The sequence below is a fragment of the Citrobacter europaeus genome (genome assembly GCF_037482245.1).
Lineage (GTDB): Bacteria > Pseudomonadota > Gammaproteobacteria > Enterobacterales > Enterobacteriaceae > Citrobacter > Citrobacter europaeus.
The window spans coordinates 421190-442250 of record NZ_CP148084.1; the positions used below are offsets into that span (position 1 = coordinate 421190).

Consider the following 21061-nt stretch of genomic DNA (forward strand, 5'->3'; position numbering starts at 1 on the left):
CCATGGCAAAGACTATTAAAATTACTCAAACCCGCAGTGCAATCGGTCGTCTGCCGAAACACAAGGCAACGCTGCTTGGCCTGGGTCTGCGTCGTATTGGTCACACCGTAGAGCGCGAGGATACTCCTGCTGTTCGTGGTATGGTCAACGCGGTTTCCTTCATGGTTAAAGTTGAGGAGTAAGAGATGCGTTTAAATACTCTGTCTCCGGCCGAAGGCTCTAAAAAAGCGGCTCGCCGCCTGGGTCGTGGTATCGGTTCTGGCCTCGGTAAAACCGGTGGTCGTGGTCACAAAGGTCAGAAGTCTCGTTCTGGCGGTGGCGTACGTCGCGGTTTCGAGGGTGGTCAGATGCCTCTGTACCGTCGTCTGCCGAAATTCGGCTTCACTTCACGTAAAGCAGCGATTACAGCCGAAGTTCGTCTGTCTGACCTGGCTAAAGTTGAAGGCGGTGTTGTAGACCTGAACACGCTGAAAGCAGCTAACATTATCGGTATCCAGATCGAGTTCGCGAAAGTGATCCTGGCTGGTGAAGTCACTACTCCGGTAACTGTTCGTGGCCTGCGTGTTACTAAAGGCGCTCGTGCTGCTATCGAAGCTGCTGGCGGTAAAATCGAGGAATAAGTAGCAGATGGCTAAACAACCGGGATTAGATTTTCAAAGTGCCAAAGGTGGCTTAGGCGAGCTGAAACGCAGACTGCTGTTTGTAATCGGCGCGCTGATTGTGTTCCGTATTGGCTCTTTCATTCCGATCCCTGGTATTGATGCCGCTGTACTTGCCAAACTGCTTGAGCAACAGCGAGGCACCATCATTGAAATGTTTAACATGTTCTCTGGTGGTGCTCTCAGCCGTGCTTCTATCTTTGCTCTGGGGATCATGCCGTATATTTCGGCGTCGATCATTATCCAGCTGCTGACGGTGGTTCATCCAACGCTGGCAGAAATTAAGAAAGAAGGGGAGTCTGGTCGTCGTAAGATCAGCCAGTACACCCGCTACGGTACTCTGGTGCTGGCAATATTCCAGTCGATCGGTATTGCTACCGGTCTGCCGAATATGCCTGGTATGCAGGGCCTGGTGATGAACCCAGGCTTTGCATTCTATTTCACCGCTGTTGTAAGTCTGGTTACAGGGACAATGTTCCTGATGTGGTTGGGCGAACAGATTACTGAACGTGGTATCGGCAACGGTATCTCAATCATTATCTTCGCCGGTATTGTCGCGGGACTCCCGCCAGCCATTGCCCATACTATCGAGCAAGCGCGTCAAGGCGACCTGCACTTCCTCGTGTTGCTGTTGGTTGCAGTATTAGTATTCGCAGTGACGTTCTTTGTTGTATTTGTTGAGCGTGGTCAACGCCGCATTGTGGTAAACTACGCGAAACGTCAGCAAGGTCGTCGTGTCTATGCTGCACAGAGCACACATTTACCGCTGAAAGTGAATATGGCGGGGGTAATCCCGGCAATCTTCGCTTCCAGTATTATTCTGTTCCCGGCAACCATCGCGTCATGGTTCGGGGGCGGGACTGGTTGGAACTGGCTGACAACAATTTCGCTGTATTTGCAGCCTGGGCAACCGCTTTATGTGTTACTCTATGCGTCTGCAATCATATTCTTCTGTTTCTTCTACACGGCGTTGGTTTTCAACCCGCGTGAAACAGCAGATAACCTGAAGAAGTCCGGTGCATTTGTACCAGGAATTCGTCCGGGAGAGCAAACGGCGAAGTATATCGATAAAGTAATGACCCGCCTGACTTTGGTTGGTGCGCTCTACATTACCTTTATCTGCCTGATCCCGGAGTTCATGCGTGATGCAATGAAAGTACCGTTCTACTTCGGTGGGACCTCACTGCTTATCGTTGTTGTCGTGATTATGGACTTTATGGCTCAAGTGCAAACTCTGATGATGTCAAGTCAGTACGAGTCTGCATTGAAGAAGGCGAATCTGAAAGGCTACGGCCGTTAACAGTCGCCCGAGAAGTTACGGAGAGTAAAAATGAAAGTTCGTGCTTCCGTCAAGAAATTATGCCGTAACTGCAAAATCGTTAAGCGTGATGGTGTCATCCGTGTGATTTGCAGTGCCGAGCCGAAGCATAAACAGCGCCAAGGCTGATTTATTCGCATATTTTTCTTGCAAAGTTGGGTTGAGCTGGCTAGATTAGCCAGCCAATCTTTTGTATGTCTGTGCGTTTCCATTTGAGTATCCTGAAAACGGGCTTTTCAGCATGGTGCGTACATATTAAATAGTAGGAGTGCATAGTGGCCCGTATAGCAGGCATTAACATTCCTGATCAGAAACATGCTGTGATCGCATTAACTTCGATCTACGGCGTCGGCAAGACCCGTTCTAAAGCCATTCTGGCTGCCGCGGGTATCGCTGAAGATGTTAAGATCAGTGAGCTGTCTGAAGAACAAATCGACACGCTGCGTGACGAAGTTGCCAAATTTGTCGTTGAAGGTGATCTGCGCCGTGAAGTTAGCATGAGCATCAAGCGCCTTATGGACCTTGGTTGCTATCGCGGTTTGCGTCATCGTCGTGGTCTCCCGGTTCGCGGTCAGCGTACCAAGACCAACGCACGTACCCGTAAGGGTCCGCGCAAACCGATCAAGAAATAATCGGGGTGATTGAATAATGGCAAAGGCACCAATTCGTGCACGTAAACGTGTAAGAAAACAAGTCTCTGACGGCGTGGCTCATATCCATGCTTCTTTTAACAACACCATCGTTACCATTACTGATCGTCAGGGTAACGCACTGGGTTGGGCAACAGCCGGTGGTTCCGGTTTCCGTGGTTCTCGCAAATCCACTCCGTTTGCAGCTCAGGTTGCAGCAGAGCGTTGCGCTGAAGCCGTAAAAGAATACGGTATCAAGAATCTGGAAGTTATGGTCAAAGGACCGGGTCCAGGTCGCGAATCTACTGTTCGTGCTCTGAACGCCGCTGGTTTCCGCATCACTAATATTACTGATGTGACTCCGATCCCTCATAACGGTTGTCGTCCGCCGAAAAAACGTCGCGTATAACGCTGTCGTTTCTAGGATTGTTGGAGAAAGAAAATGGCAAGATATTTGGGTCCTAAGCTCAAGCTGAGCCGTCGTGAGGGCACTGACTTATTCCTTAAGTCTGGCGTTCGCGCGATCGATACCAAGTGTAAAATTGAACAAGCTCCTGGCCAGCACGGTGCGCGTAAACCGCGTCTGTCTGACTATGGTGTGCAGTTGCGTGAAAAGCAAAAAGTTCGCCGTATCTACGGTGTGCTGGAGCGTCAGTTCCGTAACTACTACAAAGAAGCAGCACGTCTGAAAGGCAACACCGGTGAAAACCTGTTGGGTCTGCTGGAAGGTCGTCTGGACAACGTTGTATACCGTATGGGCTTCGGTGCCACTCGTGCAGAAGCACGTCAGCTGGTCAGCCATAAAGCAATTATGGTAAACGGTCGTGTTGTTAACATCGCTTCTTATCAGGTTAGTCCGAATGACGTTGTTAGCATTCGTGAGAAAGCGAAGAAGCAGTCTCGCGTGAAAGCCGCTCTGGAGCTGGCTGAGCAGCGTGAAAAGCCAACCTGGCTGGAAGTTGATGCTGGCAAGATGGAAGGTACGTTCAAGCGTAAGCCGGAGCGTTCTGATCTGTCTGCGGACATTAACGAACACCTGATCGTCGAGCTTTACTCCAAGTAAAGCTTAGTACCAAAGAGAGGACACAATGCAGGGTTCTGTGACAGAGTTTCTAAAACCGCGCCTGGTAGATATCGAGCAAGTGAGTTCGACGCACGCCAAGGTGACCCTTGAGCCTTTAGAGCGTGGCTTTGGCCATACTTTGGGTAACGCACTGCGCCGTATTCTGCTCTCATCGATGCCGGGTTGCGCGGTGACCGAGGTTGAGATTGATGGTGTACTACATGAGTACAGCACCAAAGAAGGCGTTCAGGAAGATATCCTGGAAATCCTGCTCAACCTGAAAGGGCTGGCGGTGAGAGTTCAGGGTAAAGATGATGTTATTCTTACCTTGAATAAATCTGGCATTGGCCCTGTGACTGCAGCCGACATTACCCATGATGGTGATGTCGAAATCGTCAAGCCACAGCACGTGATCTGCCACCTGACCGATGAGAACGCATCTATTAGCATGCGTATCAAAGTTCAGCGCGGTCGTGGTTATGTGCCGGCTTCTACCCGAATTCATTCGGAAGAAGATGAGCGCCCAATCGGCCGTCTGCTGGTCGACGCATGCTACAGCCCTGTAGAGCGTATTGCCTACAATGTTGAAGCAGCGCGTGTAGAACAGCGTACCGACCTGGACAAGCTGGTCATCGAAATGGAAACCAACGGCACAATCGATCCTGAAGAGGCGATTCGTCGTGCGGCAACCATTCTGGCTGAACAACTTGAAGCTTTCGTTGACTTACGTGATGTACGTCAGCCGGAAGTTAAAGAAGAGAAACCAGAATTCGATCCGATCCTGCTGCGCCCTGTTGACGATCTGGAATTGACTGTCCGCTCTGCTAACTGCCTCAAAGCAGAAGCTATCCACTATATCGGTGATCTGGTACAGCGTACTGAGGTTGAGCTTCTTAAGACGCCTAACCTTGGTAAAAAATCTCTTACCGAGATTAAAGACGTGCTGGCTTCCCGTGGACTGTCTCTGGGCATGCGCCTGGAAAACTGGCCACCGGCAAGCATCGCTGACGAGTAACCGGATCACAGGTTAAGGTTTTACTGAGAAGGATAAGGTCATGCGCCATCGTAAGAGTGGTCGTCAACTGAACCGCAACAGCAGCCATCGCCAGGCTATGTTCCGCAATATGGCAGGTTCACTGGTTCGTCATGAAATCATCAAGACGACTCTGCCGAAAGCGAAAGAGCTGCGTCGCGTAGTTGAGCCGCTGATTACTCTTGCCAAGACTGATAGCGTAGCTAATCGTCGTCTGGCATTCGCCCGTACTCGTGATAACGAGATCGTGGCAAAACTGTTTAACGAACTGGGCCCGCGTTTCGCGAGCCGCGCCGGTGGTTACACTCGCATTCTGAAGTGTGGTTTCCGTGCAGGCGACAACGCGCCGATGGCATACATCGAGCTGGTTGATCGTTCAGAGAAAACAGAAGCTGCTGCAGAGTAATCTGTAGTAACGTAAAAAAACCCGCCTCGGCGGGTTTTTTTATATCCGTCATATCCCCAATTACCTACAATATCTGTACTCTTTTTGTTCATCCCCTGGAGTGTTGTATGTGGTTACTGGACCAGTGGGCAGAGCGCCATATTATTGAAGCACAGTCTAAAGGTGAGTTTGATGGTTTACCTGGTACAGGTGAGCCGCTGATCCTTGACGATGATTCTCATGTCTCGCCTGAACTTCGTGCCGGATTCCGTCTATTAAAGAATGCTGGATGTCTTCCTCCTGAGCTTGAGCAGCGCAGAGAGGCAATACAGTTGCTTGAAATACTCGCAGGGATCCGCAAAGATGATCCCAGTTATCCGGAGGTGAGTCGAAGACTGTCACTACTGGAACTCAAACTTCGGCAGGCTGGACTCAGTACCGAGTTTTTACGCGGCGAATATGCAGATAAGCTGCTACAGAAGATCAACGACGATTAGCGGAGAGAGCATGTACCGTATTGGTGAATTAGCGAAACTGGCTGACGTAACGCCTGATACTATCCGTTACTATGAAAAGCAGCAGATGATGGAACATGAAATACGTACAGAAGGCGGGTTTCGCCTCTATACGGAAAGCGATCTTCAGCGTCTGAAGTTTATTCGATATGCCCGTCAGCTTGGTTTTACTCTGGAATCGATCCGCGAGCTGCTGTCGATCCGCATCGATCCCGAACATCATACCTGCCAGGAATCAAAAGGGATCGTCCAGGAAAGATTGCAGGAGGTCGAAGCACGAATAGCGGAGCTTCAGGCGATGCAACGGTCGCTGCAGAGATTGAATGACGCGTGTTGTGGAAAAGCACACAGCAGCGTGTACTGCTCTATCCTTGAAGCACTTGAGCAGGGCGCCAGCGGCTCAGCATCAGGCTGTTGATTTATTGAACGGTCAGGTCTACACTCGCGGCGTAAATTACTACACACTGGAGATATTATGAGTCGTTATCAGCACACCAAAGGGCAGATAAAGGACAACGCTATTGAGGCGCTTTTGCACGATCCACTTTTCAGACAGCGCGTCGAGAAAAATAAGAAAGGGAAAGGAAGTTATCTACGTAAAGGTAAACATGGCAATCGGGGTAACTGGGAGGCCAGTGGCAAGAAAGTCATTCACTTTTTTACCACTGGCCTTCTTGTTTCACTAAGTGCTTAAGAGCGGTTATTCTGTTCTTTCAGCAGGTCACGAATTTCACTCAGCAATACTTCTTCTTTCGACGGAGCTGGCGGTGCTGCCGGCTCTTCCGCTTTTTTACGGTTCAGTTTGTTGATCAGTTTGATTGCCATAAAGATAGCAAACGCAACGATAATGAAATCGAAGACGTTCTGAATAAATACACCGTAATGCATGACGACAGCCGGGATATCTCCCTGCGCATCACGTAACGTTACAGCAAACTGTTTAAAATCAATTCCACCAATTAACAGCCCCAGCGGCGGCATAATGATATCGGCAACCAGTGATGAAACAATCTTACCGAATGCCGCACCAATGATGACACCCACTGCCAAATCGACAACATTCCCGCGCATCGCGAATTCGCGAAACTCTTTAATAATGCTCATTTTATTCTCCCTATGCAGCTGACGTTTATAAGTTTAACAAATGTTTAGGCAATTTCCATTTATGTATTGCCGAAAGGAAAATTTATTAGACCATGAAAAATAAAGGGAAATAAAAAGGGCGCTGTATTAGCGCCCAAATTATTACAGGAAGAAAGGACTTGGCTGGAATAATCGCTCGACGTCGGTAATAAACTTTTTATCTGTCAGGAACATAATTACGTGATCGCCCTGCTCAATGCGCAGGTTATCATTGGCAATCATCACATCGTTACCACGCACAACGGCGCCAATGATGGTTCCTGGTGGAAGTTTAATTTCATCAATTGAACGCCCTACAACCCGTGACGTCGTTTCATCACCGTGTGCGACGGCTTCAATGGCTTCCGCAACGCCACGGCGCAGTGAAGATACACCGACAATATCAGCTTTACGCACGTGACTGAGCAGTGCAGAGATGGTCGCTTGCTGCGGTGATATCGCAATATCGATCACGCTGCCTTGTACCAGATCGACGTATGCTCTACGTTGGATCAACACCATTACTTTTTTGGCGCCCATCCGTTTGGCAAGCATCGCCGACATGATATTCGCTTCATCATCGTTGGTCACCGCGATGAACAGATCAACCTGATCGATATGTTCTTCTGCCAGCAGCTCTTGATCCGAGGCATCACCAAAAAAGACGATCGTATTTTGCAGTTTCTCCGCAAGCTCCGATGCGCGTTGTTGATTACGTTCGATCAGTTTGACGCTGTAATCTTTTTCCAGACGACGTGCCAGACCAGCGCCGATATTACCGCCACCCACTAACATAATGCGTTTGTACGGTTTTTCCAGACGCTGTAATTCGCTCATTACGGCGCGAATATGCTGCGATGCTGCGATAAAGAAGACTTCATCACCCGCTTCAACAATGGTAGAACCTTGCGGGCGGATCGGTCGGTCATGACGGAAAATCGCCGCCACGCGGGTGTCAATGTGCGGCATATGCTCACGCATTGTCGACAGTGCGTTACCAATCAGCGGCCCACCGTAATAGGCTTTCACCACAGCAAGGCTGACTTTACCCTCGGCAAAATTTACTACCTGCAATGCACCCGGATATTCAATCAGCCGATAAATGCTATCGATAACCAGTTGCTCAGGCGCAATCAGGTGATCGATAGGTACCGCATCGGATTGAAACAGCTTGTCGGCATCACGAACGTAATCCGGTGAACGAATTCGGGCGATGCGATTAGGCGTATTAAACAGTGAATAAGCTACCTGGCAGGCAACCATATTTGTTTCATCTGAGCTGGTTACGGCAACCAGCATATCGGCATCGTCGGCCCCAGCTTCACGCAAAACGCGGGGATGCGAACCATGCCCTTGCACGACGCGGAGATCAAACTTGTCCTGCAAGCTACGCAGGCGCTCACCATTGGTATCGACTACCGTGATATCGTTGTTCTCTCCGACCAGGTTTTCAGCCAGCGTACCGCCAACTTGACCTGCGCCCAGAATGATAATTTTCATCAGTCGCGACCCGTTATCTCATCACTTTTTGATTAGCTTAGCGTAAAAGAAGCCATCGCCATCTTCCGCACCCGGTAAATTCTGACGCCCGGGTTTTTCCGGTATACCGGTTTCGCTTAATACCGCATCTGGCGTGCGTGCCAGGAAGGCGGCAATTTGCTGCTGATTTTCTTCTGGCAGGATAGAGCACGTTGCATAAACCAGCGTGCCGCCAGGTTTAAGGTGTGACCAGGTTGCATTCAGGATTTCAGCCTGTAATTGGGCAAGTTCGGCAATATCCCGGTCGCGGCGCAGCCATTTGATATCCGGATGGCGACGTATCACCCCGGTGGCAGAACATGGAGCGTCCAGCAAAATACGGTCAAACTGTTGTTCACCGCACCACTGCTGTGGATAGCGGCCATCACCCTGTTTTACGGTTGCCTTCATGCCCAGGCGTTTCAGATTGTCGTAAACGCGTGACAGGCGTTTTTCATCGACATCGACGGCCATGACGTTAGCTTGCGGAGCAACTTCCAGAATGTGAGTGGTTTTCCCTCCCGGCGCGCAGCACAGGTCGAGGATCTGTTCACCGTTCTCTGGCAACAGATAAGTTACACATCCTTGAGCGGAAGCGTCCTGGACGGTTACCCAGCCTTCACTAAAACCAGGGAGAGCGTGTACAGGGGCCGGCGTTTCCAGACGTACTGCATCCGGGTAGTCCGGATGCGGGAAACCGGTTAATCCCGCTTCGGTAAGCAGGTCCAGCCAGGCATCGCGCGTATGGTGAATACGATTGACACGAAGCCACATCGGCGGTCGCTGGTTATTGGCTTCAAGAATGGCTTCCCATTGCTGCGGATACGCGCTCTTAATACGTTTCACTAGCCAGGAGGGGTGTAAAAAACGTAAATCGCTTTGCGCGAACTCGGCCAACAGTTCATCCTGACGGCGTTGAAACTGGCGCAACACGCCGTTGATCAGCCCTTTGAGCTGCGGACGCTTTATGACAACTGCGCCTTCTACGGTCTCAGCCAGCGCAGCGTGCGGTGGAATACGGGTATGCAGCAGCTGGTAGAAGCCCACCATGATCAGATAGTGAACGGTGCGCTGTTTGCCCGTCATTGGACGTTCCATCAACTGCTGGATCATCCACTCCAGTTGGGAGAGTGTGCGCAATACGCCGAAGCAAAGCTCCTGCAGCAGCGCTTTGTCTTTATCGGCAACTTTTTGCTGCATGGCAGGCAGCACGTTGCTTAATGATTGCCCTTTTTCGACAACCTGTTCGACGGCCTGGGCCGCCATACTGCGTAAATTAAGATGTTTTTTCATAAGCGCAAAAATAAAAATGCCCGGAGATACCGGGCTTAAAGAGATGAACCGTCAGATCAGACGGTTACCGGGTATAAACCATTCCCGGCGCGAATTAAGCAGATCCTGCGCGCTCATGGCTTTTTTACCGGCAGGCTGCAAAGAGACGAGATTCAGGATGCCGTCGCCTGTTGCGACCTGAATACCCTGCTTTGTCGCCTCAAGAATAGTGCCTGGCGCGGCCTGGGTGTTTGCTGTAATAACCGAAGCTTGCCAGACTTTCACTGGCTGACCGTCGATTTCAAGCCAGCTCATGGGCCATGGGTTAAAGGCGCGGACGCAACGTTCCAACTGAGCAGCCGAAAGTGACCAGTCGATGCGGGCCTCTTCTTTGCTGAGTTTTTCTGCATGCGTAACCAGTGATTCATCTTGTACCACTGGTTTTATCGTGCCGGCAGCCAGCTGTTTTAGCGTTTCAATCAGCCCCTGAGGCCCCAAATCTGCCAGCTTGTCGTATAGCGAGCCGCTGGTATCCTCTGCCGTAATCGGGCAGGACAGCTTAAGCAGCATATCACCGGTGTCGAGGCCAACATCCATCTGCATGATAGTCACACCGGTTTCGGCATCGCCAGCCCACAGTGAGCGCTGGATCGGTGCCGCGCCACGCCAGCGTGGCAGCAGTGAACCGTGAACGTTAATACAACCCAGACGCGGCATTTCCAGTACGGCTTTTGGTAGAATCAGGCCATATGCCACCACTACCATCACGTCTGCGCGTAAATCAGCAACCAACTGCTGGTTTTCCTGAGGGCGAAGAGAGACGGGTTGGAAAACCGGTATCCCTTTTTCTTCTGCCAGTACTTTTACCGGGCTGGGCATTAGCTTTTTACCGCGTCCCGCTGGGCGGTCCGGTTGGGTAAACACGCCAACGACGTTATGTCCAGAAGACAACAGCGCGTCGAGATGACGCGCTGCAAAGTCAGGTGTACCCGCAAAAATAATACGTAGTGAGTCTGACACGTTGATTCTTGTCCTTAAGCTCGGGCGTTCAGGCGGTCGAGTTTTTCAACTTTCTGACGAATGCGTTGTTGCTTCAACGGAGACAGATAATCGATAAACAGTTTACCGACCAGGTGATCCATTTCATGTTGAATGCAGATAGCCAGCAGGCCATCGGCTTCCAGTTCAAAAGATTTGCCGTTGCGATCGAGCGCACGAATTTTTACTTTCTCTGCGCGTGGTACTAACGCACGCTGTTCAGGAATTGACAGGCAGCCTTCTTCAATGCCGGTTTCGCCGTCTTTCTCCAGCAGCTCTGGGTTAATAAGTACCAACTGCTCGTCGCGATTTTCAGAGACATCAATAACAATGATGCGCTGATGAATATCGACCTGTGTTGCTGCCAGACCGATACCTTCTTCGGCGTACATCGTTTCGAACATATCATCAACGATACGCTGAATTTCTGCATTCACTTCTTCGACCGGTTTTGCGACTTTGCGAAGGCGCTCGTCCGGAATATGTAACACTTGCAAAACTGACATAGTTATCCAGAGTTGTGTTCAGGAGTTGAAAAGATTATTACCTCTATTCTAGACAAAACCCCCTCTGATTGACAGCATCAGTGACCAATCGCAAAGATTGCCAGGACTGCTTGTGGCAGGGGAACAGGGATGACCCAAATCGAAATTTGGCTACGTTTAGCGCAAGTGAATGAACTGTATGGTGATGAGATGGTGCGCATTGCCCACTGGCTTAATACTCAACCGTGCATTAACAATGCGGTACTCCTGCAGGCAGGATTCTCTCCCCGTCAGGCCCGACGATTTTTAACTTTTTCACAGCAGACGCTGGAAAAAACGCTGCGCTGGCTTGAGCAGCCAAACCACCATTTTGTGGTTGCCGACAGCGATCATTACCCGCCATTGCTCCGTGCGATTGAGGATTATCCTGGGGTGCTTTTTGTCGCAGGAAACCCCGCATGCCTCCGCTCGTTCCAGGTGGCCGTTGTCGGCAGCAGACAGCACTCCTGGTATGGCGAACGCTGGGGACGGTTGTTTTGTGAAAAGCTTGCAGCATGCGGCGTGACGATCACCAGCGGTCTGGCCCGGGGGATTGATGGCGTGGCGCACAATGCTGCGATAAACCGTCAGGGCACGAGTATAGCAGTGCTGGGTAACGGGCTTGAGACCATTCACCCACGACAGCATGTCCGTCTGGCTGAACGGCTGATTGATGCTGGAGGCGCACTGGTGTCTGAGTTCCCATTAGATACGCTCCCTTTACCGCGCAATTTTCCCCGACGAAATCGCATTATTAGTGGTCTAAGTAAAGGTGTCCTGGTTGTTGAAGCAGCCCAGCGTAGCGGGTCACTGGTCACTGCGCGCTGCGCGCTGGAACAAGGACGGGAGGTTTTTGCTTTGCCTGGACCGATAGGGAGTCCGGGAAGCGAAGGCCCACATTGGCTTATTCAGCAGGGAGCCATGCTTGTGACCGCTCCAGAGGAAATTCTGGAAAATTTGCAATATGGGCTGCATTGGCTGCCAGATGAACCTGAAAAATCAATTTATTCGCCAGATCACGAAGAGGTGGCATTGCCATTTCCGGAGCTCCTGGCTAACGTAGGAGATGAGGTAACACCTGTTGACGTCGTCGCTGAACGTGCCGGCCAACCTGTGCCAGAGGTAGTGGCTCAACTGCTCGAACTGGAGTTAGCAGGATGGATCGCAGCTGTACCCGGCGGCTATGTCCGATTGAGGAGGGCATGCCATGTTCGACGTACTAATGTATTTGTTTGAGACATATATCCATAACGAAGCTGAGCTGCGTGTGGATCAGGACAAACTGGAACGGGATCTTACCGACGCTGGTTTTGATCGTGAAGACATTTACAACGCGTTACTTTGGCTGGAAAAGCTAGCTGATTATCAGGATGGGCTTGCTGAACCTATGCAGCTGGCATCTGACCCTCTTTCTATACGTATTTATACTGCAGAAGAGTGCGATCGACTGGATGCAAGCTGTAGAGGGTTCCTGCTATTCCTGGAGCAGATTCAGGTGCTAAACCTCGAAACGCGAGAAATGGTTATTGAGCGTGTACTCGCGCTGGATACGGCAGAGTTCGATCTGGAAGACCTGAAGTGGGTGATCCTGATGGTGCTATTCAACATTCCAGGTTGTGAAAATGCCTATCAGCAAATGGAAGAATTACTCTTTGAAGTGAATGAAGGTATGCTGCATTAATCAATCTTCATTCAGTATGAGTTGTTATGGCTAAATCAGCACTGTTCACGGTGCGTAAAAACGAGCCCTGCCCACAATGCGGGGCTGAACTGGTTATTCGTTCCGGGAAACACGGTCCGTTTCTCGGTTGTTCACACTATCCAGAATGCGATTACATCCGTCCGCTAAAATCTTCAGCGGACGGACATATTGTCAAAGTTCTGGAGGGTAAATTTTGCCCTGCATGTGGCGCTGAACTGGTTCTGAGACAGGGAAGATTCGGTATGTTCATTGGATGCAGTGATTATCCGACGTGTGAACACACGGAACTTATCGACAAGCCTGATGAAACAGCAATTGTCTGTCCTCAATGCCAGACTGGCCACCTTGTCCAGCGGCGTTCCCGTTATGGCAAAACCTTTTACTCCTGCGATCGCTATCCGGAGTGCCAGTTTGTCATTAACTTCAAACCGTTAGCCGGAGAGTGTCCTGAGTGTCATTATCCGCTACTCTTAGAAAAGAAAACCGCGCAGGGTGTGAAACATTTCTGTGCCAGTAAACAATGTGGAAAGCCGATCCCGGCGGAATAAAAAAGTGAATAATAACCTGCCCACAGGCCCTATCGCTGCGGCGATAGCGGTTCTGAAACAAGAAAAAGTCATCGCCTATCCAACAGAAGCTGTATTTGGCGTCGGCTGCGATCCCGACAGCGAAACGGCTGTTACCCGTCTGTTGGAGCTAAAACAACGCCCGGTCGATAAAGGCTTAATTTTGATTGCGGCAAACTTTGACCAGCTTAAGCCTTACATTGACGATAGCACGCTTACTGATGCCCAACGTGAGGCGGTGTTCGCCCGCTGGCCTGGTCCTGTCACCTTCGTATTCCCGGCGCCTGCGACAACGCCTCGTTGGTTGACCGGTCGTTTTGATTCGCTGGCCGTGCGTGTCACCGATCACCCGCTGGTGGTTGCATTGTGCCAGGCTTATGGCAAACCGTTAGTCTCCACCAGTGCTAATTTGAGTGGCTTACCGCCTTGCAGAACGGTAGAGGAAGTCCGCGCGCAGTTTGGTACAGACTTTCCCGTAGTTGAAGGAGAGACCGGAGGGCGTTTGAATCCTTCGGAGATCCGTGATGCTCTGACGGGTGAACAGTTTCGACAGGGGTAATATGAAAGAAGCCTATGCTGTTTTTGGTAATCCGATAGCGCACAGTAAATCGCCTTTTATTCATCAGCAATTTGCAGAGCAGTTGAAGATTGATCATTCCTATGGGCGTGTACTGGCGCCCATCAATGATTTTGTGAATACGCTGAACGCTTTTTTTGCTGAGGGCGGGAAGGGGGCAAATGTCACCGTACCTTTTAAAGAAGAGGCGTTTGCACGTGCCGATGAACTAACGGAGCGGGCATCTCTTGCTGGAGCGGTTAATACCCTTAAACGATTAGAGGATGGGCGTTTATTGGGAGACAACACGGATGGCATTGGCTTATTAAGCGATCTTGAACGTTTATCTTTCATTCGTCCTGGAGCGCGAGTTCTACTGATCGGGGCTGGTGGCGCATCCCGTGGGGTTTTATTACCTCTTCTTTCTATGGATTGCGCGGTGACTATCGTTAACCGTACAGCTTCGCGCGCTGAAGAACTGGCTCAACTCTTCTCTCATACCGGCAGCGTGCAGGCAGTGGGTATGGACGAGCTTGATAATTACAGTTTTGATTTGATCATTAACGCGACGTCTAGCGGAATTAGCGGTGAGGTACCCGCTATTCCGACATCACTTATCCACTCCTCTGTCTATTGTTATGACATGTTTTATCAGCAAGGGAATACACCGTTCCTTTCCTGGTGTGCTGAGCATGGGGCGAAACAGTATGCCGATGGCCTGGGGATGCTGGTGGGTCAGGCCGCGCACGCCGTTTTACTCTGGCATGGGGTTTTGCCGCAGATTGAACCCGTCATTAAAAGCATGCAACAGGAATTGTCGGCATGAATCAGGCGATCCAGTTTCCCGATCGAGAAGAATGGCGCACGGATGTCAGCGCCGTGGTTTTTCCGGCGATGGTTCATGGTATGCAGCTAACATGTGCTATTTCAGGAGAAAGGTTGGCGTCCCGCTTTGGTGGCAGCACGCCTGAACAGTGGCTGGAAACTTTTCAACAGTATCGCTGGGACCTGGAGGAAGAGGCCGAAGCATTGATCCAGGATCAGCAGGAAGATTCTCAGGGTTGGGTTTGGTTACTCTGACTTAAATACTCATCTTTCCATTTAACATAGTTGTTAGCTGAGTATTTTAAGCCTGCTTTCTCTTCATCGCTTAATGGGCGGATCTGTTTTACCGGGCTTCCCAGGTACAGATATCCACTCTCCAGGCGTTTGTTTTGCGGAACCAGACTTCCAGCCCCAATCATAACGTCGTCTTCTACCACTACGCCGTCCAATACAATCGATCCCATACCGACCAATACGCGGTTGCCAATGATGCAGCCGTGTAGCATGACTTTATGACCGACCGTCACATCCTCACCCACGATCAATGGATTACCCTGCGGATTCGATGTGGATTGATGCGTGACATGTAAAACGCTGCCATCCTGAATGTTCGTACGGGCGCCGATTTGTACATAATTCACGTCGCCACGAATCGCAACCAATGGCCAAATCCCAACATCATCAGCCAAACGAGTATCACCAATGACGACGCTGCTGGGGTCGATCATCACGCGTTTTCCGATCTGTGGGAAAAGATCCTTATAAGGACGTAATACATCAGACATGTTTACCTCAACGAAAATAGAGCGGTAATGAAGACTTTGGTTGGATTATTGAGACTGTGCAAGTGATTTAGCTATCAAAAATCAGCCAAATTGCGCAGGAATGTAGCGAAAGGGGTGAAAAACAAGCATTCAGCAAAAAAGATCCAAAAAACACTTGTGCTAAAAAATGGGATCCCTATAATGCGCCTCCATCGACACGGCAGATGTGAATCACTTCACGCAAACAGCCGGTTCGGTTGAAGAGAAAAACCTGAAAATGAGGGTTGACTCTGAAAGAGGAAAGCGTAATATACGCCACCTCGCGACAGAGCGCTAAAGCGCGTCGCAACTGCTCTTTAACAATTTATCAGACAATCTGTGTGGGCACTCGAAGATACGGATTCTTAACGTCGCAAGACGAAAAATGAATACCAAGTCTCCTGAGTGAACATACGTAATTCATTACGAAGTTTAATTCACGAGCATCAAACTTAAATTGAAGAGTTTGATCATGGCTCAGATTGAACGCTGGCGGCAGGCCTAACACATGCAAGTCGAACGGTAGCACAGAGGAGCTTGCTCCTTGGGTGACGAGTGGCGGACGGGTGAGTAATGTCTGGGAAACTGCCCGATGGAGGGGGATAACTACTGGAAACGGTAGCTAATACCGCATAACGTCGCAAGACCAAAGAGGGGGACCTTCGGGCCTCTTGCCATCGGATGTGCCCAGATGGGATTAGCTAGTAGGTGGGGTAACGGCTCACCTAGGCGACGATCCCTAGCTGGTCTGAGAGGATGACCAGCCACACTGGAACTGAGACACGGTCCAGACTCCTACGGGAGGCAGCAGTGGGGAATATTGCACAATGGGCGCAAGCCTGATGCAGCCATGCCGCGTGTATGAAGAAGGCCTTCGGGTTGTAAAGTACTTTCAGCGAGGAGGAAGGCATTAAGGTTAATAACCTTGGTGATTGACGTTACTCGCAGAAGAAGCACCGGCTAACTCCGTGCCAGCAGCCGCGGTAATACGGAGGGTGCAAGCGTTAATCGGAATTACTGGGCGTAAAGCGCACGCAGGCGGTCTGTCAAGTCGGATGTGAAATCCCCGGGCTCAACCTGGGAACTGCATCCGAAACTGGCAGGCTAGAGTCTTGTAGAGGGGGGTAGAATTCCAGGTGTAGCGGTGAAATGCGTAGAGATCTGGAGGAATACCGGTGGCGAAGGCGGCCCCCTGGACAAAGACTGACGCTCAGGTGCGAAAGCGTGGGGAGCAAACAGGATTAGATACCCTGGTAGTCCACGCCGTAAACGATGTCGACTTGGAGGTTGTGCCCTTGAGGCGTGGCTTCCGGAGCTAACGCGTTAAGTCGACCGCCTGGGGAGTACGGCCGCAAGGTTAAAACTCAAATGAATTGACGGGGGCCCGCACAAGCGGTGGAGCATGTGGTTTAATTCGATGCAACGCGAAGAACCTTACCTACTCTTGACATCCAGAGAACTTAGCAGAGATGCTTTGGTGCCTTCGGGAACTCTGAGACAGGTGCTGCATGGCTGTCGTCAGCTCGTGTTGTGAAATGTTGGGTTAAGTCCCGCAACGAGCGCAACCCTTATCCTTTGTTGCCAGCGGTTAGGCCGGGAACTCAAAGGAGACTGCCAGTGATAAACTGGAGGAAGGTGGGGATGACGTCAAGTCATCATGGCCCTTACGAGTAGGGCTACACACGTGCTACAATGGCATATACAAAGAGAAGCGACCTCGCGAGAGCAAGCGGACCTCATAAAGTATGTCGTAGTCCGGATTGGAGTCTGCAACTCGACTCCATGAAGTCGGAATCGCTAGTAATCGTGGATCAGAATGCCACGGTGAATACGTTCCCGGGCCTTGTACACACCGCCCGTCACACCATGGGAGTGGGTTGCAAAAGAAGTAGGTAGCTTAACCTTCGGGAGGGCGCTTACCACTTTGTGATTCATGACTGGGGTGAAGTCGTAACAAGGTAACCGTAGGGGAACCTGCGGTTGGATCACCTCCTTACCTTAAAGAAACGTTCTTTGTAGTGCTCACACAGATTGTCTGATGAAAATTAGCAGTAAGAAAATCTCTGCAGGCTTGTAGCTCAGGTGGTTAGAGCGCACCCCTGATAAGGGTGAGGTCGGTGGTTCAAGTCCACTCAGGCCTACCAAATTCGCCTCCGTGCTGTGTTACGGCGATGCTCGCATACTTCAGTATGCTTCGCACCACCGCGCCTTGCCCGGAAACGAATTAGGGTACAGAGATAAGTATTTACGATGGGGTTATAGCTCAGCTGGGAGAGCGCCTGCCTTGCACGCAGGAGGTCTGCGGTTCGATCCCGCATAGCTCCACCATCCTTTACTTACTGCAACAACACAAGAAAACTTCAGAGTGTACCTGAAAAGGTTCACTGCGAAGTTTTGCTCTTTAAAAATCTGGATCAAGCTGAAAATTGAAACGACACACTGTTTCATTTCTCCGTAATAAGAAATGAAAAATGGTGTGTTCGAGTCTCTCAAATTTTCGCAATCAGAAGTGAAACATCTTCGGGTTGTGAGGTTAAGCGACTAAGCGTACACGGTGGATGCCCTGGCAGTCAGAGGCGATGAAGGACGTGCTAATCTGCGATAAGCGTCGGTAAGGTGATATGAACCGTTATAACCGGCGATTTCCGAATGGGGAAACCCAGTGTGATTCGTCACACTATCATTACGTGAATACATAGCGTAATGAAGCGAACCGGGGGAACTGAAACATCTAAGTACCCCGAGGAAAAGAAATCAACCGAGATTCCCCCAGTAGCGGCGAGCGAACGGGGAGCAGCCCAGAGTCTGAATCAGCATGTGTGTTAGTGGAACGGTCTGGAAAGTCCGACGGTACAGGGTGATAGTCCCGTACACAAAAGTGCATATGTTGTGAACTCGAAGAGTAGGGCGGGACACGTGGTATCCTGTCTGAATATGGGGGGACCATCCTCCAAGGCTAAATACTCCTGACTGACCGATAGTGAACCAGTACCGTGAGGGAAAGGCGAAAAGAACCCCGGCGAGGGGAGTGAAAAAGAACCTGAAACCGTGTACGTACAAGCAGTGGGAGCCTCTTTATGGGGTGACTGCGTACCTTTTGTATAATGGGTCAGCGACTTATATTCTGTAGCAAGGTTAACCGAATAGGGGAGCCGAAGGGAAACCGAGTCTTAACTGGGCGTTAAGTTGCAGGGTATAGACCCGAAACCCGGTGATCTAGCCATGGGCAGGTTGAAGGTTGGGTAACACTAACTGGAGGACCGAACCGACTAATGTTGAAAAATTAGCGGATGACTTGTGGCTGGGGGTGAAAGGCCAATCAAACCGGGAGATAGCTGGTTCTCCCCGAAAGCTATTTAGGTAGCGCCTCGTGAATTCATCTTCGGGGGTAGAGCACTGTTTCGGCTAGGGGGTCATCCCGACTTACCAACCCGATGCAAACTGCGAATACCGAAGAATGTTATCACGGGAGACACACGGCGGGTGCTAACGTCCGTCGTGAAGAGGGAAACAACCCAGACCGCCAGCTAAGGTCCCAAAGTCATGGTTAAGTGGGAAACGATGTGGGAAGGCACAGACAGCCAGGATGTTGGCTTAGAAGCAGCCATCATTTAAAGAAAGCGTAATAGCTCACTGGTCGAGTCGGCCTGCGCGGAAGATGTAACGGGGCTAAACCATGCACCGAAGCTGCGGCAGCGACACTATGTGTTGTTGGGTAGGGGAGCGTTCTGTAAGCCGTTGAAGGTGTGTCGTGAGGCATGCTGGAGGTATCAGAAGTGCGAATGCTGACATAAGTAACGATAATGCGGGTGAAAAACCCGCACGCCGGAAGACCAAGGGTTCCTGTCCAACGTTAATCGGGGCAGGGTGAGTCGACCCCTAAGGCGAGGCCGAAAGGCGTAGTCGATGGGAAACAGGTTAATATTCCTGTACTTGGTGTTACTGCGAAGGGGGGACGGAGAAGGCTATGTTAGCCGGGCGACGGTTGTCCCGGTTTAAGCATGTAGGCGGAGGTTCCAGGTAAATCCGGTACCTTATTAACGCTGAGGTGTGATGACGAGGCACTACGGTGCTGAAGTAACAAATGCCCTGCTTCCAGGAAAAGCCTCTAAGCATCAGGTAACACGAAATCGTACCCCAAACCGACACAGGTGGTCAGGTAGAGAATACCAAGGCGCTTGAGAGAACTCGGGTGAAGGAACTAGGCAAAATGGTGCCGTAACTTCGGGAGAAGGCACGCTGATGGTAGGTGAAGTGACTTGCTCATGGAGCTGAAATCAGTCGAAGATACCAGCTGGCTGCAACTGTTTATTAAAAACACAGCACTGTGCAAACACGAAAGTGGACGTATACGGTGTGACGCCTGCCCGGTGCCGGAAGGTTAATTGATGGGGTTATCCGTAAGGAGAAGCTCTTGATCGAAGCCCCGGTAAACGGCGGCCGTAACTATAACGGTCCTAAGGTAGCGAAATTCCTTGTCGGGTAAGTTCCGACCTGCACGAATGGCGTAATGATGGCCAGGCTGTCTCCACCCGAGACTCAGTGAAATTGAACTCGCTGTGAAGATGCAGTGTACCCGCGGCAAGACGGAAAGACCCCGTGAACCTTTACTATAGCTTGACACTGAACACTGGTCCTTGATGTGTAGGATAGGTGGGAGGCTTTGAAGCGTGGACGCCAGTCTGCGTGGAGCCAACCTTGAAATACCACCCTTTAATGGCTGGTGTTCTAACGTAGACCCGTTACCCGGGTTGCGGACAGTGTCTGGTGGGTAGTTTGACTGGGGCGGTCTCCTCCTAAAGAGTAACGGAGGAGCACGAAGGTTAGCTAATCCTGGTCGGACATCAGGAGGTTAGTGCAAAGGCATAAGCTAGCTTGACTGCGAGAGTGACGGCTCGAGCAGGTGCGAAAGCAGGTCTTAGTGATCCGGTGGTTCTGAATGGAAGGGCCATCGCTCAACGGATAAAAGGTACTCCGGGGATAACAGGCTGATACCGCCCAAGAGTTCATATCGACGGCGGTGTTTGGCACCTCGATGTCGGCTCATCACATCCTGGGGCTGAAGTAGGTCCCAAGGGTATGGCTGTTCGCCATTTAAAGTGGTACGCGAGCTGGGTTTAGAACGTCGTGAGACAGTTCGGTCCCTATCTGCCGTGGGCGCTGGAGAATTGAGGGGGGCTGCTCCTAGTACGAGAGGACCGGAGTGGACGCATCACTGGTGTTCGGGTTGTCATGCCAATGGCATTGCCCGGTAGCTAAATGCGGAAGAGATAAGTGCTGAAAGCATCTAAGCACGAAACTTGCCCCGAGATGAGTTCTCCCTGAGACTTTAAGTCTCCTGAAGGAACGTTAAAGACTATGACGTTGATAGGTCGGGTGTGTAAGTGTAGCGATACATTGAGCTAACCGATACTAATGAACCGTGAGGCTTAACCTTACAACGCCGAAGATGTTTTGGCGGATTTGAGAAGATATTTTCAGCCTGATACAGATTACATCGACATGCCCAAGAGGTGTGTTGATAAACAGAATT

General features: G+C 50.7%; 24 protein-coding genes, 2 tRNA genes and 2 rRNA genes. 22 read left to right on the top strand and 6 right to left on the bottom strand.

Going from position 1 to position 21061, the window contains the following annotated elements:
- The first annotated feature begins 2 nt into the window (after positions 1 to 2).
- The 12 genes from rpmD to arfA all read left to right on the top strand — a co-directional run bounded on the left by rpmD (position 3) and on the right by arfA (position 6296).
- Positions 3 to 182 (top strand): 50S ribosomal protein L30, encoded by a 180-nt coding sequence (rpmD, locus tag WHR59_RS02030; protein WP_001140434.1) that lies wholly within the window; start codon positions 3 to 5, stop codon positions 180 to 182.
- A gap of 3 nt (positions 183 to 185) precedes the next feature.
- Positions 186 to 620 (top strand): 50S ribosomal protein L15, encoded by a 435-nt coding sequence (gene rplO, locus WHR59_RS02035; protein WP_003031132.1) that lies wholly within the window; start codon positions 186 to 188, stop codon positions 618 to 620.
- A gap of 7 nt (positions 621 to 627) precedes the next feature.
- On the top strand, positions 628 to 1959 hold the full coding sequence (secY, locus tag WHR59_RS02040) for a preprotein translocase subunit SecY (protein ID WP_001118864.1): 1332 nt from the start codon (positions 628 to 630) through the stop codon (positions 1957 to 1959).
- Positions 1960 to 1989: 30 nt separating this feature from the next.
- Positions 1990 to 2106 (top strand): 50S ribosomal protein L36, encoded by a 117-nt coding sequence (gene rpmJ / locus WHR59_RS02045; RefSeq protein ID WP_000868187.1) that lies wholly within the window; start codon positions 1990 to 1992, stop codon positions 2104 to 2106.
- 146 nt (positions 2107 to 2252) lie between these two features.
- Positions 2253 to 2609, top strand: coding sequence for a 30S ribosomal protein S13 (rpsM, locus tag WHR59_RS02050; protein WP_003031135.1), 357 nt, complete (start codon positions 2253 to 2255; stop codon positions 2607 to 2609).
- 16 nt (positions 2610 to 2625) lie between these two features.
- A complete protein-coding gene (gene rpsK, locus WHR59_RS02055; protein WP_003031137.1) occupies positions 2626 to 3015 on the top strand; it encodes a 30S ribosomal protein S11 in 390 nt (129 codons plus the stop codon).
- A 33-nt stretch (positions 3016 to 3048) separates the two neighbouring features.
- Positions 3049 to 3669 (top strand): 30S ribosomal protein S4, encoded by a 621-nt coding sequence (gene rpsD, locus WHR59_RS02060; protein WP_003031138.1) that lies wholly within the window; start codon positions 3049 to 3051, stop codon positions 3667 to 3669.
- 25 nt (positions 3670 to 3694) lie between these two features.
- On the top strand, positions 3695 to 4684 hold the full coding sequence (locus WHR59_RS02065; protein ID WP_003031139.1) for a DNA-directed RNA polymerase subunit alpha: 990 nt from the start codon (positions 3695 to 3697) through the stop codon (positions 4682 to 4684).
- 40 nt (positions 4685 to 4724) lie between these two features.
- A complete protein-coding gene (gene rplQ, locus WHR59_RS02070) occupies positions 4725 to 5108 on the top strand; it encodes a 50S ribosomal protein L17 (RefSeq protein ID WP_001216370.1) in 384 nt (127 codons plus the stop codon).
- 107 nt (positions 5109 to 5215) lie between these two features.
- On the top strand, positions 5216 to 5584 hold the full coding sequence (locus tag WHR59_RS02075) for a DUF1992 domain-containing protein (protein WP_087052148.1): 369 nt from the start codon (positions 5216 to 5218) through the stop codon (positions 5582 to 5584).
- A 10-nt stretch (positions 5585 to 5594) separates the two neighbouring features.
- Entirely contained in the window at positions 5595 to 6020 is a 426-nt protein-coding gene (zntR, locus tag WHR59_RS02080; RefSeq protein WP_043018539.1) for a Zn(2+)-responsive transcriptional regulator, read from the top strand.
- A gap of 57 nt (positions 6021 to 6077) precedes the next feature.
- Positions 6078 to 6296, top strand: a complete 219-nt coding sequence (arfA, locus tag WHR59_RS02085; protein WP_047408242.1) for an alternative ribosome-rescue factor ArfA — start codon at positions 6078 to 6080, stop codon at positions 6294 to 6296.
- Here arfA and mscL read toward each other — a convergent pair.
- From mscL to def, 5 genes are all read right to left on the bottom strand, one after another.
- The gene (mscL, locus tag WHR59_RS02090) at positions 6293 to 6706 is read right to left on the bottom strand and encodes a large-conductance mechanosensitive channel protein MscL (RefSeq protein ID WP_043018537.1); all 414 of its coding nucleotides are present in this window, start codon (positions 6704 to 6706) and stop codon (positions 6293 to 6295) included. The genes arfA and mscL overlap by 4 nt on opposite strands.
- A gap of 141 nt (positions 6707 to 6847) precedes the next feature.
- The gene (gene trkA / locus WHR59_RS02095) at positions 6848 to 8224 is read right to left on the bottom strand and encodes a Trk system potassium transporter TrkA (protein ID WP_003031153.1); all 1377 of its coding nucleotides are present in this window, start codon (positions 8222 to 8224) and stop codon (positions 6848 to 6850) included.
- 21 nt (positions 8225 to 8245) lie between these two features.
- Positions 8246 to 9535: a 16S rRNA (cytosine(967)-C(5))-methyltransferase RsmB gene (gene rsmB, locus WHR59_RS02100; RefSeq protein ID WP_043018536.1), complete on the bottom strand. Its 1290-nt coding sequence runs from the start codon at positions 9533 to 9535 to the stop codon at positions 8246 to 8248.
- A gap of 51 nt (positions 9536 to 9586) precedes the next feature.
- Entirely contained in the window at positions 9587 to 10534 is a 948-nt protein-coding gene (gene fmt / locus WHR59_RS02105; protein ID WP_075145559.1) for a methionyl-tRNA formyltransferase, read from the bottom strand.
- A gap of 14 nt (positions 10535 to 10548) precedes the next feature.
- A complete protein-coding gene (gene def, locus WHR59_RS02110; protein WP_003031159.1) occupies positions 10549 to 11058 on the bottom strand; it encodes a peptide deformylase in 510 nt (169 codons plus the stop codon).
- A gap of 129 nt (positions 11059 to 11187) precedes the next feature.
- Between def and dprA the strand changes: the two genes are divergently transcribed.
- From dprA to WHR59_RS02140, 6 genes are read left to right on the top strand one after another with little or no spacing between them, the layout of a single operon-like run.
- Positions 11188 to 12312, top strand: coding sequence for a DNA-protecting protein DprA (gene dprA / locus WHR59_RS02115; RefSeq protein WP_181634256.1), 1125 nt, complete (start codon positions 11188 to 11190; stop codon positions 12310 to 12312).
- The gene (smg, locus tag WHR59_RS02120) at positions 12284 to 12757 is read left to right on the top strand and encodes a DUF494 family protein Smg (RefSeq protein WP_003031162.1); all 474 of its coding nucleotides are present in this window, start codon (positions 12284 to 12286) and stop codon (positions 12755 to 12757) included. The genes dprA and smg overlap by 29 nt, the downstream gene beginning before the upstream one ends.
- Positions 12758 to 12783: 26 nt before the next feature.
- Positions 12784 to 13326, top strand: a complete 543-nt coding sequence (locus WHR59_RS02125) for a DNA topoisomerase family protein (protein WP_338843548.1) — start codon at positions 12784 to 12786, stop codon at positions 13324 to 13326.
- A gap of 4 nt (positions 13327 to 13330) precedes the next feature.
- Positions 13331 to 13903, top strand: coding sequence for an L-threonylcarbamoyladenylate synthase type 1 TsaC (gene tsaC / locus WHR59_RS02130; RefSeq protein ID WP_043018532.1), 573 nt, complete (start codon positions 13331 to 13333; stop codon positions 13901 to 13903).
- Position 13904: 1 nt separating this feature from the next.
- Positions 13905 to 14726, top strand: coding sequence for a shikimate dehydrogenase (gene aroE, locus WHR59_RS02135; protein ID WP_043018531.1), 822 nt, complete (start codon positions 13905 to 13907; stop codon positions 14724 to 14726).
- Complete coding sequence (locus WHR59_RS02140; RefSeq protein WP_043018530.1) at positions 14723 to 14980, top strand: DUF1488 domain-containing protein; 258 nt, start codon at positions 14723 to 14725, stop codon at positions 14978 to 14980. The genes aroE and WHR59_RS02140 overlap by 4 nt, the downstream gene beginning before the upstream one ends.
- Here the strand turns inward: WHR59_RS02140 and WHR59_RS02145 are convergent.
- Complete coding sequence (locus WHR59_RS02145) at positions 14956 to 15510, bottom strand: gamma carbonic anhydrase family protein (RefSeq protein WP_043018529.1); 555 nt, start codon at positions 15508 to 15510, stop codon at positions 14956 to 14958. The two genes, WHR59_RS02140 and WHR59_RS02145, sit on opposite strands and share 25 nt — an antisense overlap.
- Positions 15511 to 15982: 472 nt before the next feature.
- Here WHR59_RS02145 and WHR59_RS02150 point away from each other — a divergent pair.
- The 4 genes from WHR59_RS02150 (at position 15983) to WHR59_RS02165 (ending at position 20965) form a co-directional block, all read left to right on the top strand.
- Positions 15983 to 17524 (top strand): 16S ribosomal RNA (locus WHR59_RS02150).
- Between the two features lie 71 nt (positions 17525 to 17595).
- Positions 17596 to 17672, top strand: a tRNA-Ile gene (locus WHR59_RS02155).
- A 108-nt stretch (positions 17673 to 17780) separates the two neighbouring features.
- Positions 17781 to 17856: transfer RNA gene (locus WHR59_RS02160), tRNA-Ala, on the top strand.
- Between the two features lie 203 nt (positions 17857 to 18059).
- Positions 18060 to 20965: ribosomal RNA gene (locus tag WHR59_RS02165) — 23S ribosomal RNA — on the top strand.
- Together the 16S and 23S rRNA genes with 2 tRNA genes alongside form the textbook arrangement of a ribosomal RNA operon.
- The last annotated feature ends 96 nt before the right edge of the window (positions 20966 to 21061 follow it).

What these genes read in the sequence shown, in the direction of transcription:
- rpmD (WP_001140434.1), top strand. Translation starts at nt 3, where the DNA reads ATGGCAAAGACTATTAAAATTACTCAAACCCGCAGTGCAATCGGTCGT.
- rplO (WP_003031132.1), top strand. Translation starts at nt 186, where the DNA reads ATGCGTTTAAATACTCTGTCTCCGGCCGAAGGCTCTAAAAAAGCGGCT.
- secY (WP_001118864.1), top strand. Translation starts at nt 628, where the DNA reads ATGGCTAAACAACCGGGATTAGATTTTCAAAGTGCCAAAGGTGGCTTA.
- rpmJ (WP_000868187.1), top strand. Translation starts at nt 1,990, where the DNA reads ATGAAAGTTCGTGCTTCCGTCAAGAAATTATGCCGTAACTGCAAAATC.
- rpsK (WP_003031137.1), top strand. Translation starts at nt 2,626, where the DNA reads ATGGCAAAGGCACCAATTCGTGCACGTAAACGTGTAAGAAAACAAGTC.
- rpsD (WP_003031138.1), top strand. Translation starts at nt 3,049, where the DNA reads ATGGCAAGATATTTGGGTCCTAAGCTCAAGCTGAGCCGTCGTGAGGGC.
- WHR59_RS02065 (WP_003031139.1), top strand. Translation starts at nt 3,695, where the DNA reads ATGCAGGGTTCTGTGACAGAGTTTCTAAAACCGCGCCTGGTAGATATC.
- rplQ (WP_001216370.1), top strand. Translation starts at nt 4,725, where the DNA reads ATGCGCCATCGTAAGAGTGGTCGTCAACTGAACCGCAACAGCAGCCAT.
- WHR59_RS02075 (WP_087052148.1), top strand. Translation starts at nt 5,216, where the DNA reads ATGTGGTTACTGGACCAGTGGGCAGAGCGCCATATTATTGAAGCACAG.
- zntR (WP_043018539.1), top strand. Translation starts at nt 5,595, where the DNA reads ATGTACCGTATTGGTGAATTAGCGAAACTGGCTGACGTAACGCCTGAT.
- arfA (WP_047408242.1), top strand. Translation starts at nt 6,078, where the DNA reads ATGAGTCGTTATCAGCACACCAAAGGGCAGATAAAGGACAACGCTATT.
- mscL (WP_043018537.1), bottom strand. Translation starts at nt 6,706, where the DNA reads ATGAGCATTATTAAAGAGTTTCGCGAATTCGCGATGCGCGGGAATGTT.
- trkA (WP_003031153.1), bottom strand. Translation starts at nt 8,224, where the DNA reads ATGAAAATTATCATTCTGGGCGCAGGTCAAGTTGGCGGTACGCTGGCT.
- rsmB (WP_043018536.1), bottom strand. Translation starts at nt 9,535, where the DNA reads ATGAAAAAACATCTTAATTTACGCAGTATGGCGGCCCAGGCCGTCGAA.
- def (WP_003031159.1), bottom strand. Translation starts at nt 11,058, where the DNA reads ATGTCAGTTTTGCAAGTGTTACATATTCCGGACGAGCGCCTTCGCAAA.
- dprA (WP_181634256.1), top strand. Translation starts at nt 11,188, where the DNA reads ATGACCCAAATCGAAATTTGGCTACGTTTAGCGCAAGTGAATGAACTG.
- smg (WP_003031162.1), top strand. Translation starts at nt 12,284, where the DNA reads ATGTTCGACGTACTAATGTATTTGTTTGAGACATATATCCATAACGAA.
- WHR59_RS02125 (WP_338843548.1), top strand. Translation starts at nt 12,784, where the DNA reads ATGGCTAAATCAGCACTGTTCACGGTGCGTAAAAACGAGCCCTGCCCA.
- aroE (WP_043018531.1), top strand. Translation starts at nt 13,905, where the DNA reads ATGAAAGAAGCCTATGCTGTTTTTGGTAATCCGATAGCGCACAGTAAA.
- WHR59_RS02140 (WP_043018530.1), top strand. Translation starts at nt 14,723, where the DNA reads ATGAATCAGGCGATCCAGTTTCCCGATCGAGAAGAATGGCGCACGGAT.
- WHR59_RS02145 (WP_043018529.1), bottom strand. Translation starts at nt 15,510, where the DNA reads ATGTCTGATGTATTACGTCCTTATAAGGATCTTTTCCCACAGATCGGA.